This is a genomic window from Brucella sp. NBRC 113783 (assembly GCF_040372265.1).
GTDB classification, from domain to species: Bacteria; Pseudomonadota; Alphaproteobacteria; order Rhizobiales; family Rhizobiaceae; genus Brucella; species Brucella teleogrylli.
On record NZ_BAABRX010000008.1, the window covers coordinates 196,178 to 215,125 of the forward strand.

Below are 18,948 nucleotides of genomic sequence, written 5' to 3' on the forward strand. Positions count from 1 at the left end.
AACGACCCGGCTTCAACAAGCCGGGCCTTGCAGAACATGCTGACACTCTAGACGCGTTTGACGATGCGCAGAATGATCAGAAGTATCGCCGCGCCGATGAATGCATTGATGATCGAGGCAATGATACCGCCGCCGACCGAAAAGCCGAGGCGCGGCAAAAGCCAGCCCGCGAAGAACGCGCCAATCACGCCGACAATGATATTGCCGATCATGCCGAAACCGCCGCCCTGCACAACCTTACCGGCCAGCCAGCCCGCGACGAGGCCGACAAAAAGAAATACGATTAGACTTCCAACATCCATGCGCTTTTCTCCCTCCAGAGCACATCCCGAAAAGTGTGAAACGGTTTTCGGGCGAGATGTGCGTCAAAACAATCAGTTGGAGCGCCGTCACCCGGCGCAACTGGAGTGAGTTGACAATATGTTGGTCCAACGCACAAGAGGGGTGCGCAAATTTGAGCACACTCTGAAATTACGACAGAATGCGCCCAAAAATCACGGCGCCAGATGCCGGAAAGCGGCGACAACTTCCTCGTAGACCTTCCGCTTGAACGGCACGATCAGCTCCGGCAGTTGCTGCATCGGCTTCCAGTCCCAGCGGTCGAACTCAGCCGTATGACCGCCGGGCGGCGGGTTGATGGCGATCTCGCTCTCGTCACCCTCGAAACGATAGGCGAACCATTTCTGCGTCTGGCCGCGATATTTGCCCTTAAGCGCCTGACCGACCAGATGCCGTGGCAGATCATAATTGATCCAGTCCGGCGCTTCGGCAAGCAGCGAGACCGACTTCATGCCGGTTTCTTCATAAAGCTCGCGCAATGCGGCTTCGACCGGGTCCTCGCCCTTGTCGATCCCGCCCTGCGGCATCTGCCAGAGCTGCGTCGCGCCATCCATCTCATCGCCCGGAATGACGATGCGATGACCTGCCCAGACCAGACCGGCCTTGTTCAACACCATCAGCCCGACACAGGGGCGATATGGCAAGCTTTCAGGATCGACCGGACCTTTATGCTTCGACATGACATTCTCCGTGATATGTAAGTTTTACTGACGTTCCGGGTCACGGACCAGCGCCGAAACCGGAACGATTTCGATGCCGCGTTTCTTGACCTCGTTGGCCCAATCCCGCACCGCATCGACGGTCACGCCAAAAGCGGAGCCGGTGCCAATCGCGCTGCCATTGGCGCGTGCAATGCGTTCCAGCTCTTCGAGACGGTCAAGCACCGCCGAGCGGTCCTGTGACGCGTCGATCAGCACATCGGCAGCAGCAAATGGTACGGCGTCCTTTTGTGCGATCCGGTCGGCCTGACTACGCGCTGACGTGCCGTCATCCAGATAATAAAGCCCGCGCCTGCCGATCTCGCCCAGCACCGGCGCGAATGCTTCCGCCTCGCCGGTAAAGCGCGCGCCCATATAGTTCATCACCCCGGCATAATTGGTCATGCGCGACAAGGCCCACAAAAGCGACGTCTGGTTTTTGGCGACCCCGTCATCCACCGTCAGCGTATTGCGCCCCGGGTTGATGCGCGGGTAATCGAATGGCTCCATCGGCAATTGCAGCAACAGCTCGTGGCCGTTCTGGCGCGCCGCCTGCATCCACCGCTGCAGACTGTTGCCCTGCGGCGCAAAGGCCAGCGTCACTTCCGATGGCAGCTTGTCTACAGCTTCCATGCTACCGGTCTGTGACAGGCCAAGCCCGCCAATAACCAGCGCAATCCTTGCGCCCCGCGCACCCGACCAGCCCACCGCATAGGCATCCATCGGGCGCAAACCATCTGCCCCGCGCACCGGCAATGGTCCGGTCGGGCTTTTCTCGACCAGCGCCTTTTCCGGCAGATGCGCGACCCGCTGGTCCTGCCCTGCCTTGTGCTGGTTCTGAACAACGACGACATTGCCATCTGCCGTCCCGGCAGTGACATTGGGCATATCAGGCGTGACCTTGATGATTGCCGGGCCGGTTTGCTGCCCCCCGGTTCCGCGCAGCGCGGTGCCCGGCGCGGGTGTGTTACCGGTCGCAGTCGATGCCTGCTGCCCAGTTTTGACCGCGGCGTCGGGCGGCGTTTGCGCCTCGGCAATTGCCGCCTTTTCAGGTTTGCGAAAAGCATCGCGGTTGGTCTGCCAGACGGTGAACATCATACCGCCCGCGATACCCAGTACGACTGCCGCGCCCAAGCCAAGCAAAGACCAACGAAAAGCGCGGGAGCGTTCGCCCCCGCGCTTTCGCGGTTTCTTGTCCAGTCCGAGCGGGCTGTTCAGATCCAGCATGGAACGATCAGTTCAGCACGCCCTTCTTCGGATCCGGCGGGAATGCGGCATTCGCCACTTCACCACGCAGAAGCTTCAGAGCTTCGTTGAGCTGGATGTCATCCTTCGGATCGGCAGGAACATAGGCCGACGAACCGGAGCCATTGTCATCTTCGGCATTACCCTTGATGTGGCCCTTGAGTTCGGATTCGCCGCGAACGACGTCCTCACCCTTTAGTTCCGGCGGCAATGGCTGTTCCACCTTGATGTCCGGCGTGATGCCCTTGCCCTGGATCGACTTGCCCGATGGCGTGTAATAAAGCGCCGTGGTCAGACGCAGCGATCCGTTTTCGCCAAGCGGGATGATGGTCTGCACCGAGCCTTTGCCGAAGGACTGTGTGCCAAGCACCGTCGCGCGGCGGTGGTCCTGAAGAGCGCCCGCAACGATTTCCGAAGCGCTGGCCGAACCGCCATTGATCAGCACGATCACTGGCTTGCCGTCGGTCAGATCACCCTTGCGGGCGTCAAAGCGCGTCACGTCCTGCGGATCGCGGCCACGAGTCGAAACCACTTCGCCCTTGTCGAGGAAAGCGTCGGAAACAGCCACGGCCTGATCGAGCAGACCACCCGGATTGAGGCGCAGATCAAGCACGAAGCCCTTCAGCTTGTCGCCCGGGATCTTGCTCTGGATATCCTTGATCGCCTTGCCGAGATCTTCAGCGGTCTGTTCGGTGAACGAAATCACGCGCACATAACCGACATCGTTTTCGACACGGTAACGAACGGCCTTCACCTTGATGACGGCGCGCGCAATCTTGAGCGTGATCGGCTTGTCGACGCCCTGACGCATGAGCGTCAGCTCAATCGAGGACCCGATTTCACCGCGCATCTTGTCGACCGCATCGCTGAGGCTGAGGCCCCGCACTTCCTGACCATCGATCTTGGTGATGAGATCGCCCGCGAGAACACCGGCCTTCGAGGCGGGCGTATCGTCGATCGGCGCAATCACCTTCACCAGATCATTGTCCATGGTGACTTCAATGCCGAGGCCGCCGAATTCACCCTTGGTCTGCACGCGCATATCCTGCGCGGCTTCCGGATTGAGATAGGACGAATGCGGATCGAGCGAGGTCAGCATGCCGTTGATGGCGCTTTCCGTCAGCTTCTTGTCATCTGGCGGCGTCACATATTGCGCGCGCACACGTTCGAAAATATCGCCGAAGAGCGCCAGGTCTTTGTAGACGTCAGCATCCTTGGCGGCTGCGAAAGCCGTCGAAGCTGGAGCGCCCTGCACCATCACCATGGCGGAAGCTCCCATCAGGGCTCCGGCGAACAGCAGCGACAGTTTACGTATCATTTTTACGTCCTTCCAGAAAGCCGCTCGGTCCACCATGGGGCCGGATCGACGGGTTTTCCATCTTTTCGAAACTCAATGTAAAGCAACGGCGCACCATTGCCCACCTCTATCGGCGCAACACTCGCGAGAAGTTTATCGCCCATCGCCGCGACCGGCTCGCCCGCCAGTACAAACTGGCCTTGCGCCACATCGATTCGCCCCATGCCTGCCATCACGATATGATATCCATTGCCAGCATCGAGGATCAAGAGTTGCCCGTAAGATCTGAACGGTCCCGCATAAAGTACAACGCCATCGGAAGGTGACGTAATCGTGGCAGAAGGCAAGGTTTCCAGCACCTGCCCCATCATCGCGCCGCCAGCACCGTCCTTGTCGCCGAAGCGGCGTGCAGTTTTGCCCGCCGCCGGGAGTACCAGTTTTCCCTGTAGGGAAGCGAAATTCGTCTGCGCACGCAGATGATTGTCATCGGGCGTTGCCTCGCCTGCGCGCTCCCGCGCCGACGCCAGACGCTCGGCTTCCGCCTTGCGCGCCGCATCGGCGGCGTCACGCACGCCCGCCATCTGCTTGTCAAGCGTATCGATCAGTTCCTTGAGGCTGCCCGCCTTCGCCGCCAGTTCTGCCGAGCGCTTGCGCTGCGCTTCCATTTCCTGTTCCGACTGCGCCTGCAGCTTTTTCTTTTCTTCAAGCAAAAGCGACTGGCGCTTCTGCTCCTCGGCCTGCGTGGTGCGGGTCTGTTGCAGCTTTTCGCGCTCCTGCGTGATGGAAGCGGTGACCGTCTGCATATCCTTCAAATCGCCGGTCAGCTCTTCCACCTGCCCGCGCATTTCCGGCACGACCGCGCCAAGCAGCACGGCGCTGCGCACCGATGCAAGCGCATCGTCGGGCCGGACGAGAATGGCAGGCGGCGGATTGAGCCCCATACGCTGCAAGGCTGCCAGCACTTCGGCCAGCACCCCGCGCCGCGCCCGCAACGATGTGCGAATACCGGCCTCCTGCTCGTGCAGGGAGACCAGCTTTTCGGCAATATCGGCAATGTCCTGCTGTAATTTCTTGTCGGTCTTGGCCGACTGGATCAGGGCGGCGGTGATCGTGTCCTGATCCTTCTTGAGGCTCGCAACCTCGCTTTCCAGCTGCTTGAGCTTGTCTCCGGTCACAGTCAGTTCACTGGTCAGCTGCTCATATTCGCCTGCCGCCTGATCGCGCTGCTGCTGCAAGGCATCCTGCGCAATGCCGGACAGAGGATACCCAATCATGCCAATAACAGTGAAGGTCGTAAACAAGCCCACCCGCGTTAGAGCGAGCAGCCGGAGCTTGCTGGGAAGAAGTACAGGACTCATGCGTGTTCTATCGGGACGAAACAAGGCCAAATTCAGAGCCGAAAACGGTATCGGGACCAACCTATCCCGATACCGTTAACGAAACATCAACCATAAGCCCGATGATCGCAAACCCTGATTACCAAAAAAGAGTTCGTTTCCAGAACGACATCAAGCAGCCATCAATCCCAGCTCGACTTTTCTGCGCCGCATCATTTCGCGCATGGAAGCCGTGCGATGGCTCGCCTTTTCGTCAACCATTTCGGTTTTTTGCCAGATGCCGTATTGCTGCCGGAAATAATCGATCACCAGCAGGTCCGCATCCACGCGATCCTGTCCGTCTTCGACATGGTTCAGCAGCGCGCTCACGCCGCTTCCCTTACCCTCGGCGCGGCGGCTGTTTTCACCGATCATCCAGATGGGAATGCCGCGTCTTTCCAGATGGCCGGAAATCCAGGGATCATCCACGGTCCACATGATGTCGGGAATATCGTAGAACAATTCATCGAACCAATCGGGATGAACGAGAACGCCAGCGAAGCCGGAAATCTGATCGACATAGCCCGGCGTGCTCAGGTCCGGCTTGTGCAAAAACAGCGAAGCAATGCGCTTCATTCTGTATTTGCCGTCCTTGACCCTCCAGCGACTGCGCGGAAGCCGGTCGGCAGGCCTGCCTGCATCGGCAATATCGGGAAATGTTTCACCGACTTCAACAATGCAATGACCCGGCTTGCGCTCAGCTTCCGTCTTGAAGCGCCGGTGCCAGTCGGCATCGTAAATCTTGTCGTCGTCGCAGAACAGAATATCCACGTCCCGCCCCTTGAGATCACGGGCAGCCGGTAAAACCTTGGTCGCAGGGCCGAAATCTTCGTCACAGCGGACGATCGTTATGCCCGCAGGCACTTCCGGCAACCGCCCATCCCAATCGGGAAAGCGCCTGTATGTGTGCGGTATATAAAGCCGAACTTCAGCCGCCTTCAGCCTTTGTGACAGAAGCGACAGCAGCGTTGGCTTTAAAAGGTGAAACCGGGGCGGAATGGTCGAGAGCGTGATGACGGTAGGCTTACTCATTTCCTCGTGCATTTCAGAATATTCTAATAAAAACAATAGAGTAAGACCATTAAACGCTTCTGTTTGCAGAGTGCAATCCCAAGAAGAAACGCTTTAGCAAAGAAACAAAGATTTTCACGACCGATGATAAGGATGGCCAGCCAGAATGGTTGCAGCGCGATAAAGCTGTTCGGCAATCAGAATGCGGGCAATCTGGTGCGGCCAGGTCAATTCGCCCAGCGCCAGAACCAGATCGGCGCGCGACCGTAATGCCGGGTCGTGCCCATCTGGACCGCCGATGGCGACGATCAGCTGCCGCTTGCCATCATCACGCATGCGCCCGATGCGCTCGGCAAAGGCTTCGGAACCCAGCGCCTTGCCGCGTTCGTCGAGAAGAATAAGAGCCGCGCCATTATCCAGCGCTTCATGGATGCGTTGCGCTTCCTCGGCCTTGCGCAAATCAACGGTCTGGCCACGACTTTCCGGGATTTCGCTCACACCGGCGAATTCCAGCCCCAAAGGCGGGCCAGCTTTGGAAAAACGGTCGAAATAGCGCTCGACCAACTCCCGTTCGGGGCCGGCTTTCATCCGGCCCACGGCATAAACACTCACACGCATCGCGCCCTCAATATGGCAGGAGTTAAAGCCTGCCGGGTCGCAGCAGACGACAGGTCAATGGACGGTTCCCAACGCGCGTTCGTCGTCGAAATCGTCATCGAGCCATATCTTCTCGATATTGTAGAAGTCACGGACTTCCGGTCGGAAGATGTGCACGATGATATCGCCCGTGTCGATCAGGACCCAATCGCCACTTTCTAGCCCTTCGACCCGCAGGTTCTTGCAGCCCGCTTGATGCAGCGCCTGCAAAAGATGGTCGGCCACAGCCGTCACATGACGGTGCGAACGGCCCGACGCGACGATCATATAATCGCCGATCGTTGATCTTCCGCGAATGTCGATGGGGATGATGGATTCTGCCTTGGAGTTTTCGAGACTGGCCAAGGCCGCGTCGAAGGTCTGGGACACGAGATCTGTCTCGTTCATCCTGACCGGTGAAGGCGCGTGGTGAGCCTTCTTCTCAAGTGCTGTTCTCAGTGTATTGCCTTTCTAACAAGAACAAGCTGCTACGGCAGTTAAAAGCACCGTACATAGCTAAGATAGGCAGAGTCCCTGTTTTGTTTCAAGAGTCAGGACCTTACAGGGCCGTTCACTTTTTCAATATTTTGTTCTTTTTTGCGCATATCTTGTTGAGACAGCCACGAAACCATCAAGATCGTGTACCCGACTTGCGAATGGCGCTTGATGAAAGCGAAGAACGCGGCCCATGGATGAAGGTCCAGGCCGGTGGTGTGCGGCGCGCCAGCGTCGGCGCATATTGCTCGTCCAGACGGCTATGCGAAAAAGTCTGCGCCATGCGCGACGACAGGTAAGCCAGCGTCGAGCCGGGACGGTCGATCACCGCAATCGGGAAATTATTGGCGATCTCGCGCCAGCGCTGCCAGCGATGGAAGGAAGCCAGATTATCGGCGCCCATCACCCAGACGAAATGCACACCCGGGTTGGCGTCGCGGATCAGGGCCAGCGTATCGGCGGTATAGCGCACGTTGAAGGCAGCTTCGAGCGCCGTCACCTTGATGCGCGGATCGCTGGCGATTTCCTCGCTCCACCGCAACCTTTCCGCCAATGGCGCCAATTCGCGACGGTCTTTCAACGGATTACCGGGCGTTACCATCCACCAGAGCTGGTCGAGCTTCAGCCGCCGGATGGCGATCTCCGCGACCAGCGCGTGACCCCCATGCGGGGGATTGAACGAACCGCCAAACAGGCCGACCGCCATGCCTTTTTCGGCATGCGGCATGCGCAGATAATGCGCACCCACATCGGGATATTGTTCCTTCAATGCGGAAAGACCGAAGCCAAAGCGCATCAGCTTCGAATCTGCCCGTTGCCGCGAACGCGATATTTGAACGAGGTGAGCTGCTCGACACCCACCGGGCCACGCGCATGCATCTTGCCCGTGGCGATGCCGATTTCCGCACCCATGCCGAACTCACCGCCATCCGCAAATTGCGTCGAGGCATTGTGCAGCAAAATGGCGGAGTCTATTTCGTTGAAGAAACGCGCAACGGCTTCCGCATCCTCGGCGACGATGGCTTCGGTGTGATGCGAGGAATACCGGTTGATATGCCGGATTGCGCCATCGACACCATCCACAAGCGCCACGGAAATGATCGCGTCCAGATATTCGGTGGCCCAGTCTTCCTCCGTCGCCACTATCGCTGCCGAATAGAGCGCCCTCACCTCTTCGCTGCCACGAATTTCGCAGCCCTTGGCGGCCAGATCCTCAAGGATCGGCACCAGATGCGTCGAAGCGACGGCGCGATCCACCAGCAACGTTTCCGCTGATCCACAAATGCCCGTGCGCCGCATCTTGGCATTGACCGCGATCTTGCGCGCCATGTCGAGTTGGGCGGTTTTGTCGACATAAAGATGGCAGATGCCTTCCAGATGCGCAAAAACCGGCACCCGCGCTTCCGACTGAACGCGCGCGACGAGGCTTTTGCCGCCGCGTGGGACGATCACATCGATAGCGCCGTCGAGGCCCTTCAGCATTTCACCGACCGCCGCGCGATCCGTCACCGGCACGATCTGGATGGCATCGGCAGGCAGGCCGCCCGCTTCAAGTCCCGCCACCAGGGCTTTGTGAATAGCCGCTGACGAATGGGCCGAATCCGAACCACCGCGCAGGATCACCGCATTGCCAGCCTTGAGGCAGAGCGCGCCCGCATCCGCCGTCACATTGGGGCGGCTTTCATAAATGACGCCGATAACGCCGAGCGGTGTGCGCACGCGCTCGATATGCAGACCGTTGGGACGATCCCATTCGGCGATAACCGCGCCAACCGGGTCAGGCAATGCTGCAATGGCGCGGATGCCCTCTGCAATCGCCTCAATGCGCTTGTCGTCCAGCGTCAGGCGATCCACGAAGGAAGCGGCCATCCCACTCTCGGCGGCATTGGCCAGATCAAGCTTGTTGGCGTCGAGAATGGCGTCGCGGCTTTGGAGAATGGCGTCGGCTGCGGCCAGAAGCGCCTTGTTCTTCTGTTCCGCACCCGCAATCGCCAGTGGTGCTGCGGCGGCTTTCGCCTTGCGGCCCACTTCGGCCATGATCGCGGCTATGTCGCTTCCAGCTTCCACTTTATTCAGCATCCTCTCCCCGCCTTTCAGTGTTCAGGCATTTTCGGTCTCGGCAGCCACGGCTGCGCCGCGCACCACGAGATCATTGCGATGGATCATAGCCGCCCGGGCATCATAGCCAAGAATGGTGCTGATCTCATCGCTTTTATGTCCGGCAATCTTGCGCGCATCATCGGCATCGTAAGCAATCAGCCCACGCGCAATCTCGCGACCGTCCTCGTTTAGCACGGCAACCGTGTCACCACGTTCGAACTGGCCGCTCACTTCCTTCACACCCGCTGGCAAAAGCGACTTGCCCGATTTCAGCGCCTTCACGGCACCTGCATCCACGGACAGACGGCCTGCCGGTTCCAGATTGCCGGAAATCCAGGTCTTCCAGGCGTTGACCGGCGCGCGGGCAGCTTCAAACAAAGTCGCACGCTCACCGCGATCAATCGCCGAAAGCGGCCCCATGCGGATACCCGAGGTGATGATCATCGCCGTTCCAGCGGCATTGGCGATCTTGCCCGCGTCAAGCTTGGTCTTCATGCCGCCGCGCGACAGTTCGGAAGCAGCTGCACCAGCCATCGCCTCGATCTGCGGCGTGATGGTTTCCACCAGCGGCAAAAACGCGGCATCCGGGTTCTTGTGCGGCGGCGCCGTATAAAGCCCGTCAATGTCAGAAAGCAGGATCAGAAGATCAGCGCCCATCATGGTCGCCACGCGGGCGGCCAGACGGTCATTGTCGCCATAGCGAATTTCTGTCGTCGCCACCGTGTCGTTCTCATTGATGACCGGCACGGCCTTCAGCTTCAAAAGCGTCTCGATGGTCGCGCGCGCATTGAGATAGCGGCGACGCTCTTCAGTATCGGAAAGCGTCACCAGAATCTGGCCCGACTTGATGCCATGGCCGCCGAGCACGTCGGCATAGGCCTTGGCGAGCGCGATCTGACCGGCAGCGGCTGCGGCCTGACTTTCCTCAAGCTTCAGCGCTTTCTTCGGCAGACCAAGCACGGTGCGCCCCAGCGCGATCGCGCCCGACGACACCACCAGCACCTCGACGCCTGCGTGATGGAGGGCGGCAATGTCCTGTCCCAGGCTTTCCAGCCAGTCGCGCTTCAGCCCCTTGGCGCGATCCACCAGAAGGGCGGAACCAATTTTTACAACAATGCGGCGATAGTCTTTCAATTGCTTCAGCATGCTCTCATTCCTCTCGCCGCATTCAGTCTTATTCTTCGACTTGCGCCGTTCCGGCTTCCTGTGCGCGACTTGCATCGATAACAGCCCCAAGCTGGCGGAGCGCATCGTTCATGCCTTCATGGCTGACAGCGGAAAGCAGCAGCGGATCGCGCCCGCAGGCTTTCTTCAGCGCCTTGGCCTTGGCCTTGCGCGCATCGGAATCGAGCGTATCGATCTGCGACAGCGCGACGATTTCCGTCTTGTCAGCGAGACCATGTTCATAGGCTTCAAGCTCGCCGCGAATGACCTTATAGGCCTTCGCCACGTCTTCTTCCTGCGCCGACACCAGATGCAACAGAACCCGCGTGCGCTCGACATGGCCGAGGAAACGGTCGCCAAGGCCCACGCCTTCGCTGGCGCCTTCGATCAGACCCGGAATATCCGCGATCACGAATTCACGTGCATCCACGCGCGCAACACCAAGATTTGGGTGAAGCGTGGTAAATGGATAGTCCGCAATCTTCGGCTTGGCTGCTGTCACACTGGCCAGGAAGGTGGATTTGCCTGCATTGGGCAGACCGACCAGACCGGCATCGGCGATCAGCTTCAGACGCAGCCAGATGGTGCGCTCGATGCCTTCCTGTCCGGGATTGGCGCGGCGCGGCGCGCGATTGGTCGAGGTCGTGAAATGCAGATTGCCGAAACCGCCATTACCGCCCTTGGCCAGACGATAGCGCTGGCCGACTTCGGTGATATCGCAGATCAGCGTTTCATCATCTTCTTCAAAAACCTGCGTTCCGACCGGGACTTTGAGAACGACATCGTCACCCTTGCCGCCGGTCATGTTGCGGCCCATGCCATGCATGCCGGTCTTGGCCCGAAAATGCTGCTGATAGCGATAATCGATCAGCGTGTTGAGACCATCCACGCCTTCAACCCAGACATTACCGCCCCGGCCGCCGTCGCCGCCATCGGGACCGCCGAATTCAAGAAATTTCTCGCGGCGAAACGATACGGCCCCTGCCCCGCCGTCGCCGGAGCGGATATAGATCTTGGCCTGATCGAGAAATTTCATTGAACCTTACCTCTTGCGGCGCATTCACGCCTTAAACCCGGGCCCGCGCAACCTATTGCGCGAGCCAAATTGCAATTACAGCAAAACCCGTTTCCTGCAAACAGTTGCAGTAGCCGGATTTCATCCGATTTTGTCTTTCCAGACCGCATCGCTGAAGTCGATATAGAGCAGTTCCTGATCCAGATACTGCCCCTGCACAAAAAGCGACTTCGGCTCAGTCCCATAGGTCTTGAAGCCGAGCGCCTCATAAATCCGCTTTGCCGGTTCGTTCGTCGCCACCACCTTGGCGTCGAGAACGATGACATGCGCCGCAGCATGTTCGATAACTTTTTGAACCAGAGCCTTGCCCAGTTCCAGTCCACGCGCTTCCGGCGCCACATAGACGCCCCAGAGCGTTCCGCGATGACGTTCGGACTTGCGTTCATGACGAAACACGCCTGCCGTTCCCAGCAGATTTTCACCGTCGAAAGCACCGAAGATGATATTGCCATTCACCTGTTCCAGACGGCGCGCAAACACGCTGTCGGAATAGGCATTTTCTTCCTCAAAACTCGAACCAAAGGCCAGTGGCGCGCGGCTCAGTGCGCTCAGTCTGATGGCGCGATAGCGATGCAGATCGCCCTTATCCAGGGCGCGCAGCACGATCTTTTCTGGCGCGCTTCCATGTTTATCATTCATTTCGCTCTCCGATAATTGCGGACCCTGCGGACAAGGCCGCAGGGCCTCATTATCTTATGACTGCCAGCTTCTCAGGCCGATCCAGGTGCGCCGGTCGAGAACATAGCGTTCGACCGGAACGTTTCCGGCGGCAAGCGTATCCGACATGCCCATGCTGCTGAACTGGAAGCCGCACTTGTGAATCACACGGCGCGATCCGTTGTTGGTCGCCCGGCAGGAAATATGCAGCCGGTTGACCGCCGTTGCCCGGAACACCAGATCGATCAGCGAATGAGCGGCCTCAGTTGCAAAGCCGTGCCCCCAATAGGGTTCGCCCAGCCAGTAGCCGATCTCCAGCCCGTCGCCATGTTTATTCGCATGGATGCCGCAACAACCCATAAAGATGCCGGTCTCAGCTTGTGTAATGGCGTAGATGCAATTGCCCATCTCGCCTTTTCGCACGCGATCAACAAAATCGACGGCATTCTCACGCGTATATGGATGCGGCATGCGAGTGAGCATGCCCGAAACACGGAGATTGTTGGCAAGATAGGAAATGGCATCTACGTCTTCGACATGCGGCGGGCGCAGAACCAGCCTTTCGGTGACCAAGACGGGGCAATCTAAAACGGGAGCCAACTCAGGCTCCAGATCAGCCGCCAGACCGGGGGAGAGATCGGCAAAACCCTCATCCCGGCTCATACAGCTTTCTGCGTAACAATCTTCTTCTAAAACGTCGACAACCATTTTTCTGTCCTCCAGATGCAAAAAGGGAAGATGGTGGTCCCATCTTCCCTTCGATCTTTTGGCTAGGCTGCCATATACACCGGGTCCGATGGGACGCCGGTGGTTTTAAGAGGCCCGGCTTACTCTGCTGCTTCCGCGATCGGGTTTACCGATACGTACGTGCGGCCGTTGGCTTTCGTACGGAAAGATACGGAACCGTTCGTGGTTGCAAAAATAGTGTGGTCCTTGCCGAGGCCAACATTGGCGCCCGGATGCCACTTCGTGCCGCGTTGACGCACGATGATGTTGCCAGCGAGCACAGCTTCGCCGCCAAACTTCTTCACGCCAAGGCGTTTGGATTCTGAATCGCGACCGTTACGCGAGGAACCGCCAGCTTTTTTGTGTGCCATTGGTGTTCTCCTTTAATCTCTCTACTTACTCAGCCGTTTCGGCCTTGGCTGCAGCCTTCTTAGGCGCTGCCTTCTTCGGCTTTGCGGCTTCGCCTTCAGCGGCTTCTGCCTTCGGAGCCTTCTTCTCAGCGGCCTTCTTGGAAGGCTTTGCGCCGTCGGTGAGGATCTCCGAGATACGGATCGTCGTCAGTTCCTGACGATGACCGCGGGTGCGCTTCGAATTCTGACGGCGACGCTTCTTGAACGCGATGACCTTGCGGGCACGGCCCTGTTCGACGACTTCGGCGGTCACGAGAGCGCCTGCGACGACTGGTGCGCCAATGGTCGAGCCGACCATCAGAACTTCTGCGAATTCTACGATGTCACCGGCTTCGCCAGCAACTTTTTCGACCTTGATCAGATCGTTTGCGGCAACGCGGTACTGCTTGCCACCGGTCTTGATGACTGCGAACATTTGTTGTCCTTTCGGTTGTTCGGTCCGGCTCTCATTTCCACGACATTAGCGCCGAAGTGATGGGCCGTCTTTTTATCAGTCGGTTAAGTGAAGGGCTTGCGCCCCTTGATTGCCGCCCCGGAAAACCCGGAAATCATCAATCAAAACAATAGGCGCGGATTGCCCCACGCCTAAGGTCTGGTGCTTATAGGTTCGGAACGTGGGAAAAGTCAAGAATTTTCACGAGAGAATGCAAATTAGGTCTTGTCTAATTGCAATCAGCCCGCTATTGAGCCGCTACACACTTAGCATTCGCTTTTGATGCTGTTTGACGGTGCGATTATATAGATCGCTTTACCGGATTGCACAATGCGGAGAGGTGGCTGAGTGGTCGAAAGTACCGCACTCGAAATGCGGCGTGGGGGTAACTCCACCGTGGGTTCGAATCCCACCCTCTCCGCCATTTTCTTCATCGAAATCCATAACCTAGCATCGCAGCAATACTTCTCTGTGCCCAATGAACCATGCTAGAAGGCAGCATGAGTGTGTTGTCATCCGTTGCCCCCATTTATAATCCGCCGCTGGAGCCTTATATCTCCATAGTTCATCGCGATGCGGATCTTCTGGTGCTGGACAAGCCAAGCGGGCTTTTGTCTGTCCCCGGTCGGCATCCCACCCTCTCCGACAGCCTTGCCACGCGGGTGCAAAAGCAGTTTCCCCGCGCGCTGATGATCAACCGTCTGGACAAGGACACGTCCGGTCTGGTCCTGATGTCGCTGAACAAAAAAGCCCATGCTTATGTGGCCGCGCAGTTCGAGGCCCGGACCACCGAAAAATCCTATATTGCCGAAGTCTGGGGACATATGGACAGCGACGAAGGTTTCATCGATCTGCCGCTGGCTATCGATCCCGACAACAAGCCGCGCCATCGGGTCGACCACGAGCATGGCAAACCGGCCCAGACACGCTGGCAGGTCTTGAGCCGCGGTGAAAACAGCACGCGCTTGCGTCTCTTTCCTCTGACTGGCCGCACGCATCAATTACGCGTCCATATGCTGGCAATCGGTCATGTCATTCTGGGCGACGAGTTTTATGCGGACGGCGCGGCACTGGCAGCAGCCGACCGCTTGCTTCTGCATGCGGAACAGCTAGCCTTCCGCCATCCCGACGGGCGCGACGTGACATTCACCGCGCCTTGCCCGTTCTGATCCTGTGTCGAGATCATAGATGTCGCAGAAAATAGATACATCGGAGCTGGTTGTCGATTTCGTCGGCGGTGCTGTCGGTCACCGGTTTCGCTCCGGTGAAGGACGCGGACAGGCGCTTGCCAAAGCCGTTGGCTTTACCGGCAGCGTCACACCCGAGATTGTCGATGCGACGGCGGGTCTAGGACGCGACGCATTTTTGCTCGCTTCGCTTGGCGCTCGCGTCACCTTGATCGAGCGCTCGGAAAAAATGCATGCATTGCTGGCGGAGGGTCTAGCGCGCGCCGCGGCAGAAGGCGGCCAATATGCTGAAACCGTGGCGCGGATGACCTTGCTGCACGGCGATTCCTGCGAGCTGTTGCCAGCGTTGCGGCCACAGGTGGTGATGGTCGATCCGATGCACCCGCCACGCGGCAACACGGCGCTCGTCAAAAAGGAAATGCGACAGATCCGCGAGATCGTTGGCACTGATCCCGATGCGGAAAAGCTGATGCAGGTGGCGCTCGAAGCAGCGGTCAATCGGGTGGTGCTGAAGTGGCCGTTGCGTGCCGAACCGATGGCGGGCTTGCGCAAGCCCTCACATCAAATCTTGGGCAAAAGCACCCGTTACGATGTATTCGTCAAAGCTAAACTTACATAAAATCTTGCCGTAAAGCCGCCAGATTTGTGGCCCCGACAATGCGGAACAATAAAGCTGTAGCAGTTTTGATAATTCGGTTTAATTTGGAAACGCTGCATTTCGTAAAACGTAATTCATAATATTATTGAGGGCGTATGAAGACACAGATGGATCTGACGACAGCGCCGATCAATCAAGCCCTGTTGCTCTTCGCCTTACCGACGCTTGGATCGTCGATCCTGCAATCGGCAAACGGTTCCATCGATACGATCTGGATCGGCCATTTGCTCGGAACGGATGCGCTGGCGGCCACGACCAACGGCAATCTCGTCATGTTTCTGCTCACGGCCTTTGTCTTCGGTTTCGGCATGGCCTCGACCATTCTGATCGGGCAGTCTTTCGGGCGCCGCGACCTCGAAACCGCGCGCGCCATCACGGGCACCACGCTTGGCGCTTTCGTGCCGATCAGCATACTCGTTTCCATTGCTGGCTGGTTTCTGGCGCCGCATGTCCTGACGCTGTTGGGTACGCCGGACATAATCGCGCCTCTGGCCCGCGCCTTCCTGCAAGTCACCTTCGTGGCCATGCCTGCCATCCTTATGCAGACAATCCTGATGATGGCCCTGCGCGGCAGCGGCGACTCCATCACGCCTTTGATCTTCATGGGCCTGGCGGTCATCCTGGATATCGTCCTCAATCCCCTGCTCATCCTCGGGATCGGTCCGATCCCGGCCTTGGGCATATCCGGCTCGGCGCTCGCCACTGCGGTTGCAAATTACATCAGCCTCGCAGCCATGCTGTTCTACATCTATCGCAAGGATCTCCCCTTGCGTTTGAAAGGTGAGGAACTGCGGTTTCTCATACCAGACCTCAAAGTGCTGAAACTGATCTTCAGCAAGGGGCTGCCGATGGGAATCCAGATGATCGTGGTTTCGAGCGCTATGCTGACTATGATGCGGCTGGTCAATCAGGAAGGCGTCGATACGACAGCTGCCTTCGGCGCAACCCAGCAGCTATGGACCTATGTGCAGATGCCAGCCATGGCGCTTGGCGCGGCGGTCAGCGCCATGGCCGCCCAGAATATCGGCGCCGGCAACTGGGACCGTGTCAGCAACATCACCCGCACCGGTGTGCTCTATGCGATCCTGATGACCGGTGTTCTCGTGGTTGTCCTGCTCATGGCCGACCGGCAGGCGATGGAGATATTTCTCGGCGCTGACAGTTCTGCGATCCCGATCGGCCAGCATATCGGCAAAATGGCGACCTGGGGGTTCATCGCCTTTGGTGTCTCCATGGTCCTGTTCGGAACGGTCCGCGCCAATGGACAGGTGATCTGGCCACTTATCATTCTGTTCGTATCAATGTATCCGGTTCGGCTCGGCGTTGCGGTTGGCTTGCGCGATTGGCTCGGTGTCGATGCACTTTGGCTCAGTTTTCCGGTCGCCATGCTATCCACCATGCTGATGGCGGGCGTTCTTTATCTTCGCGGCAACTGGCGCGAAAACAAGTCGATGAAGGTCGACAAATATGAACAGGAAAACGTTGTCGCTTCGACATCGCAGACAGCTGAAGCAGCTCCGTCCTGCAATGTGCTGGCGCCCAATGCACCGGCTGTGATGGAGGGAAGTGCATCCAGCGTGCGGTAAATTCGCCTGCAATCTGTTAACTGCATGATCAGTCGGATGCGTTGAAAACAATGCAAAATTAGCAGTGCCGACCTGTTGCAATCTCTCTTTGCTTGGTTCATATAGCGCGGGCCTGACAGAATCGGTTCTTGATAGAATCGGCTGGCGCGAGCGGGTGTAGCTCAGGGGTAGAGCACAACCTTGCCAAGGTTGGGGTCGAGGGTTCGAATCCCTTCGCCCGCTCCAGTTTTCTGATCAGTCTAGCTTTCAAAATCCCGGCTTCGTCCGGGATTTTTGCTTATAAGCGGTCTGAGTCCGCCTCGAACCGCAACCACTGTCTCAGTTGTTTTTCAGGAATTTAAACGGAACGCCGGAGATGAGCGCCTTCACATAGCGCTTCTTCTGATAATAGCCGTTCAGCGACACACGCGGCAGTCTCATAAGGGATTGAACGCGGTCACAGCTCAACACGCCCGGCTGGGTGGTCACCCCAACGGAAAACCCTGCATCTGCAACTGCGGACGTCTCTCGTTCACCAACGGCAGTCGGCCAGCCATAGGGATAAGAGAAAGAGCGCGGGCGCTGCCCGACATAGCGTTCTATAGCAGCAGCAGACTGCTCTATCTCCTGATGCAGCCTATCATCCTTCACACGACGCAGATTGACGTGGTTGATCGTATGCGCGCCAAAATGAACCAACGGGTCTTTCGCCAGTAAGCGTAACTCGCCTTCATCCATCACCAGATTTTCGACAATCGCCATTGGTGCCACGCCATGGAGCTGCGCTGCCGCATCGATCCGGCGCACAGCTTCATCTTCATCGATAGCCTGAACAAAGTCTGTGAACCGATCAAAAGCTGCTAGCTTTGCACTGAGTGTCTCGCAGCGAACATTGACCATCCCTCTGCCAAAATCGAACGCGAAGCACGACGCCTTACGCGTCAATGCTTCGGCAGTTTCCCACCATGCGCTGCGCTGCCGTTCCACAAACCCGGGATTGATGAAGATTGTGTAGGGGACAGAAAATTTTGCGAATATCGGCGCCGCGAACGTGGCGTTGTTGCGATAGCCATCATCAAGGGTGAACGCCACAAATTTGCGCCTGTCGCCCTTATCAGCAAGCAAAGCGGGCAGGTCATGCAAATGAACGGGTGTTAGCCCTTCACCGATTGCCGCGCTGATCGCTTCTTCCAGAAATTCCGGTGTGACCGACAGATGTGCATTAGGGGAAAATGGTTCAGCGACCGCAGGGCGAACATGATGCAAGGTAAAAATCACGCCACGTCCGGCGGCATTTGGGAAGATCGAGCGAACAAAGGGGACAGCAGCTACGTCAAGTCCGGCCCTGATCATGCCGTAGCGTAGAGAGGCGCACATCCCCTGAAACGATCGCATTGCACCGCGCGCATCCGAGCGCGCCCCCTATTAAGTAAAAATCAAAAAGGTCATTACACTATGGTTCGTCAACAAGTCATTGATGTACGTTGATAGGTACTGATTCAGGTCAGTACGAGCGCCTTATAGAGCTCTGCGAGGCACTCACCGCGTCCGGCATTGCACAATCTGAAATCTCGTTAGCGACTGACCTTGTTATCGTATAGCTATCTCGGCATCAAACTCTTTAGATGCACTTAATAAAACGCCACGCACTGCGTTCTCCGGCGCTTTTGAGTACCATGGTGGGGCTCAGGCTTTGGTCTTTTTGACACCAAAAGAGCCCTCCGCCTTTTTCTCGCCCTTAGAACGCGGAAAGCCCCGCATTGTTTATGCGGGGCTTTTGGTGTGATGATTTGGTTGCGGAGTCAGGCTAGCGCCGTTCGTCGTGGAATTGATTCGCTGGATTAATTCCTTGTCCTCCTCAGCCTTCAGGTTATGA

The 18,948-nt window shown here is 57.9% G+C and carries 20 protein-coding genes and 2 tRNA genes; 5 read left to right on the forward strand and 17 right to left on the reverse strand.

Going from position 1 to position 18,948, the window contains the following annotated elements:
* Nucleotides 1-47: 47 nt before the first annotated feature.
* The 16 genes from ABWW11_RS20860 to rplU all read right to left on the reverse strand — a co-directional run bounded on the left by ABWW11_RS20860 (nt 48) and on the right by rplU (nt 13,644).
* Nucleotides 48-302: a GlsB/YeaQ/YmgE family stress response membrane protein gene (locus ABWW11_RS20860; RefSeq protein WP_078340905.1), complete on the reverse strand. Its 255-nt coding sequence runs from the start codon at nt 300-302 to the stop codon at nt 48-50.
* A gap of 192 nt (nt 303-494) precedes the next feature.
* On the reverse strand, nt 495-1,019 hold the full coding sequence (locus tag ABWW11_RS20865; protein WP_109369847.1) for an RNA pyrophosphohydrolase: 525 nt from the start codon (nt 1,017-1,019) through the stop codon (nt 495-497).
* A 24-nt stretch (nt 1,020-1,043) separates the two neighbouring features.
* Nucleotides 1,044-2,264, reverse strand: a complete 1,221-nt coding sequence (locus ABWW11_RS20870; protein WP_109369848.1) for a divergent polysaccharide deacetylase family protein — start codon at nt 2,262-2,264, stop codon at nt 1,044-1,046.
* Nucleotides 2,265-2,271: 7 nt separating this feature from the next.
* Entirely contained in the window at nt 2,272-3,600 is a 1,329-nt protein-coding gene (locus tag ABWW11_RS20875; protein ID WP_121538681.1) for a S41 family peptidase, read from the reverse strand.
* A gap of 2 nt (nt 3,601-3,602) precedes the next feature.
* On the reverse strand, nt 3,603-4,853 hold the full coding sequence (locus ABWW11_RS20880) for a murein hydrolase activator EnvC family protein (protein WP_244597180.1): 1,251 nt from the start codon (nt 4,851-4,853) through the stop codon (nt 3,603-3,605).
* A gap of 234 nt (nt 4,854-5,087) precedes the next feature.
* A complete protein-coding gene (locus ABWW11_RS20885; protein ID WP_124915903.1) occupies nt 5,088-5,987 on the reverse strand; it encodes a glycosyltransferase family 2 protein in 900 nt (299 codons plus the stop codon).
* Nucleotides 5,988-6,101: 114 nt separating this feature from the next.
* Nucleotides 6,102-6,584: a 23S rRNA (pseudouridine(1915)-N(3))-methyltransferase RlmH gene (rlmH, locus tag ABWW11_RS20890; RefSeq protein WP_109369852.1), complete on the reverse strand. Its 483-nt coding sequence runs from the start codon at nt 6,582-6,584 to the stop codon at nt 6,102-6,104.
* Nucleotides 6,585-6,638: 54 nt separating this feature from the next.
* The gene (gene rsfS / locus ABWW11_RS20895; protein WP_109369853.1) at nt 6,639-7,010 is read right to left on the reverse strand and encodes a ribosome silencing factor; all 372 of its coding nucleotides are present in this window, start codon (nt 7,008-7,010) and stop codon (nt 6,639-6,641) included.
* Nucleotides 7,011-7,233: 223 nt separating this feature from the next.
* Nucleotides 7,234-7,893, reverse strand: coding sequence for a nicotinate-nucleotide adenylyltransferase (locus ABWW11_RS20900; RefSeq protein ID WP_109369854.1), 660 nt, complete (start codon nt 7,891-7,893; stop codon nt 7,234-7,236).
* On the reverse strand, nt 7,893-9,176 hold the full coding sequence (locus ABWW11_RS20905) for a glutamate-5-semialdehyde dehydrogenase (protein ID WP_109369855.1): 1,284 nt from the start codon (nt 9,174-9,176) through the stop codon (nt 7,893-7,895). The genes ABWW11_RS20900 and ABWW11_RS20905 overlap by 1 nt, the downstream gene beginning before the upstream one ends.
* 21 nt (nt 9,177-9,197) lie before the next feature.
* A complete protein-coding gene (gene proB / locus ABWW11_RS20910) occupies nt 9,198-10,343 on the reverse strand; it encodes a glutamate 5-kinase (RefSeq protein ID WP_109369856.1) in 1,146 nt (381 codons plus the stop codon).
* Nucleotides 10,344-10,371: 28 nt separating this feature from the next.
* Nucleotides 10,372-11,397 carry a GTPase ObgE gene (obgE, locus tag ABWW11_RS20915; RefSeq protein WP_109369857.1) on the reverse strand — a complete coding sequence of 342 codons (1,026 nt, stop codon included), beginning with the start codon at nt 11,395-11,397 and terminating at the stop codon, nt 10,372-10,374.
* A 120-nt stretch (nt 11,398-11,517) separates the two neighbouring features.
* Nucleotides 11,518-12,075 carry a GNAT family N-acetyltransferase gene (locus ABWW11_RS20920; RefSeq protein ID WP_109369858.1) on the reverse strand — a complete coding sequence of 186 codons (558 nt, stop codon included), beginning with the start codon at nt 12,073-12,075 and terminating at the stop codon, nt 11,518-11,520.
* A 54-nt stretch (nt 12,076-12,129) separates the two neighbouring features.
* Nucleotides 12,130-12,801: a GNAT family N-acetyltransferase gene (locus ABWW11_RS20925; protein WP_109369859.1), complete on the reverse strand. Its 672-nt coding sequence runs from the start codon at nt 12,799-12,801 to the stop codon at nt 12,130-12,132.
* 119 nt (nt 12,802-12,920) lie between these two features.
* The gene (gene rpmA / locus ABWW11_RS20930) at nt 12,921-13,190 is read right to left on the reverse strand and encodes a 50S ribosomal protein L27 (RefSeq protein ID WP_109369860.1); all 270 of its coding nucleotides are present in this window, start codon (nt 13,188-13,190) and stop codon (nt 12,921-12,923) included.
* Nucleotides 13,191-13,215: 25 nt separating this feature from the next.
* A complete protein-coding gene (gene rplU / locus ABWW11_RS20935) occupies nt 13,216-13,644 on the reverse strand; it encodes a 50S ribosomal protein L21 (protein ID WP_109369861.1) in 429 nt (142 codons plus the stop codon).
* A 352-nt stretch (nt 13,645-13,996) separates the two neighbouring features.
* Here rplU and ABWW11_RS20940 point away from each other — a divergent pair.
* From ABWW11_RS20940 to ABWW11_RS20960, 5 genes are all read left to right on the forward strand, one after another.
* Nucleotides 13,997-14,086 (forward strand) — tRNA-Ser (locus ABWW11_RS20940).
* Between the two features lie 76 nt (nt 14,087-14,162).
* Nucleotides 14,163-14,831 (forward strand): pseudouridine synthase, encoded by a 669-nt coding sequence (locus ABWW11_RS20945; protein WP_109370325.1) that lies wholly within the window; start codon nt 14,163-14,165, stop codon nt 14,829-14,831.
* A gap of 19 nt (nt 14,832-14,850) precedes the next feature.
* Complete coding sequence (locus tag ABWW11_RS20950) at nt 14,851-15,468, forward strand: class I SAM-dependent methyltransferase (RefSeq protein ID WP_109369862.1); 618 nt, start codon at nt 14,851-14,853, stop codon at nt 15,466-15,468.
* 134 nt (nt 15,469-15,602) lie between these two features.
* Complete coding sequence (locus ABWW11_RS20955; protein WP_109369863.1) at nt 15,603-17,093, forward strand: MATE family efflux transporter; 1,491 nt, start codon at nt 15,603-15,605, stop codon at nt 17,091-17,093.
* Between the two features lie 150 nt (nt 17,094-17,243).
* Nucleotides 17,244-17,318, forward strand: a tRNA-Gly gene (locus ABWW11_RS20960).
* Between the two features lie 93 nt (nt 17,319-17,411).
* On the opposite strand, the gene ABWW11_RS20965 is transcribed toward ABWW11_RS20960, so the two are convergent.
* Complete coding sequence (locus tag ABWW11_RS20965; protein WP_353411487.1) at nt 17,412-18,215, reverse strand: polysaccharide deacetylase family protein; 804 nt, start codon at nt 18,213-18,215, stop codon at nt 17,412-17,414.
* Between the last annotated feature and the right edge of the window lie 733 nt (nt 18,216-18,948).

Bases quoted from the DNA above. Each gene is read 5' to 3' on its own strand.
- ABWW11_RS20860 (WP_078340905.1), bottom strand. From the start codon at position 302: ATGGATGTTGGAAGTCTAATCGTATTTCTTTTTGTCGGCCTCGTCGCG.
- ABWW11_RS20865 (WP_109369847.1), bottom strand. From the start codon at position 1,019: ATGTCGAAGCATAAAGGTCCGGTCGATCCTGAAAGCTTGCCATATCGC.
- ABWW11_RS20870 (WP_109369848.1), bottom strand. From the start codon at position 2,264: ATGCTGGATCTGAACAGCCCGCTCGGACTGGACAAGAAACCGCGAAAG.
- ABWW11_RS20875 (WP_121538681.1), bottom strand. From the start codon at position 3,600: ATGATACGTAAACTGTCGCTGCTGTTCGCCGGAGCCCTGATGGGAGCT.
- ABWW11_RS20880 (WP_244597180.1), bottom strand. From the start codon at position 4,853: ATGATTGGGTATCCTCTGTCCGGCATTGCGCAGGATGCCTTGCAGCAG.
- ABWW11_RS20885 (WP_124915903.1), bottom strand. From the start codon at position 5,987: ATGAGTAAGCCTACCGTCATCACGCTCTCGACCATTCCGCCCCGGTTT.
- rlmH (WP_109369852.1), bottom strand. From the start codon at position 6,584: ATGCGTGTGAGTGTTTATGCCGTGGGCCGGATGAAAGCCGGCCCCGAA.
- rsfS (WP_109369853.1), bottom strand. From the start codon at position 7,010: ATGAACGAGACAGATCTCGTGTCCCAGACCTTCGACGCGGCCTTGGCC.
- ABWW11_RS20900 (WP_109369854.1), bottom strand. From the start codon at position 7,893: ATGCGCTTTGGCTTCGGTCTTTCCGCATTGAAGGAACAATATCCCGAT.
- ABWW11_RS20905 (WP_109369855.1), bottom strand. From the start codon at position 9,176: ATGCTGAATAAAGTGGAAGCTGGAAGCGACATAGCCGCGATCATGGCC.
- proB (WP_109369856.1), bottom strand. From the start codon at position 10,343: ATGCTGAAGCAATTGAAAGACTATCGCCGCATTGTTGTAAAAATTGGT.
- obgE (WP_109369857.1), bottom strand. From the start codon at position 11,397: ATGAAATTTCTCGATCAGGCCAAGATCTATATCCGCTCCGGCGACGGC.
- ABWW11_RS20920 (WP_109369858.1), bottom strand. From the start codon at position 12,075: ATGAATGATAAACATGGAAGCGCGCCAGAAAAGATCGTGCTGCGCGCC.
- ABWW11_RS20925 (WP_109369859.1), bottom strand. From the start codon at position 12,801: ATGGTTGTCGACGTTTTAGAAGAAGATTGTTACGCAGAAAGCTGTATG.
- rpmA (WP_109369860.1), bottom strand. From the start codon at position 13,190: ATGGCACACAAAAAAGCTGGCGGTTCCTCGCGTAACGGTCGCGATTCA.
- rplU (WP_109369861.1), bottom strand. From the start codon at position 13,644: ATGTTCGCAGTCATCAAGACCGGTGGCAAGCAGTACCGCGTTGCCGCA.
- ABWW11_RS20945 (WP_109370325.1), top strand. From the start codon at position 14,163: ATGAGTGTGTTGTCATCCGTTGCCCCCATTTATAATCCGCCGCTGGAG.
- ABWW11_RS20950 (WP_109369862.1), top strand. From the start codon at position 14,851: ATGTCGCAGAAAATAGATACATCGGAGCTGGTTGTCGATTTCGTCGGC.
- ABWW11_RS20955 (WP_109369863.1), top strand. From the start codon at position 15,603: ATGAAGACACAGATGGATCTGACGACAGCGCCGATCAATCAAGCCCTG.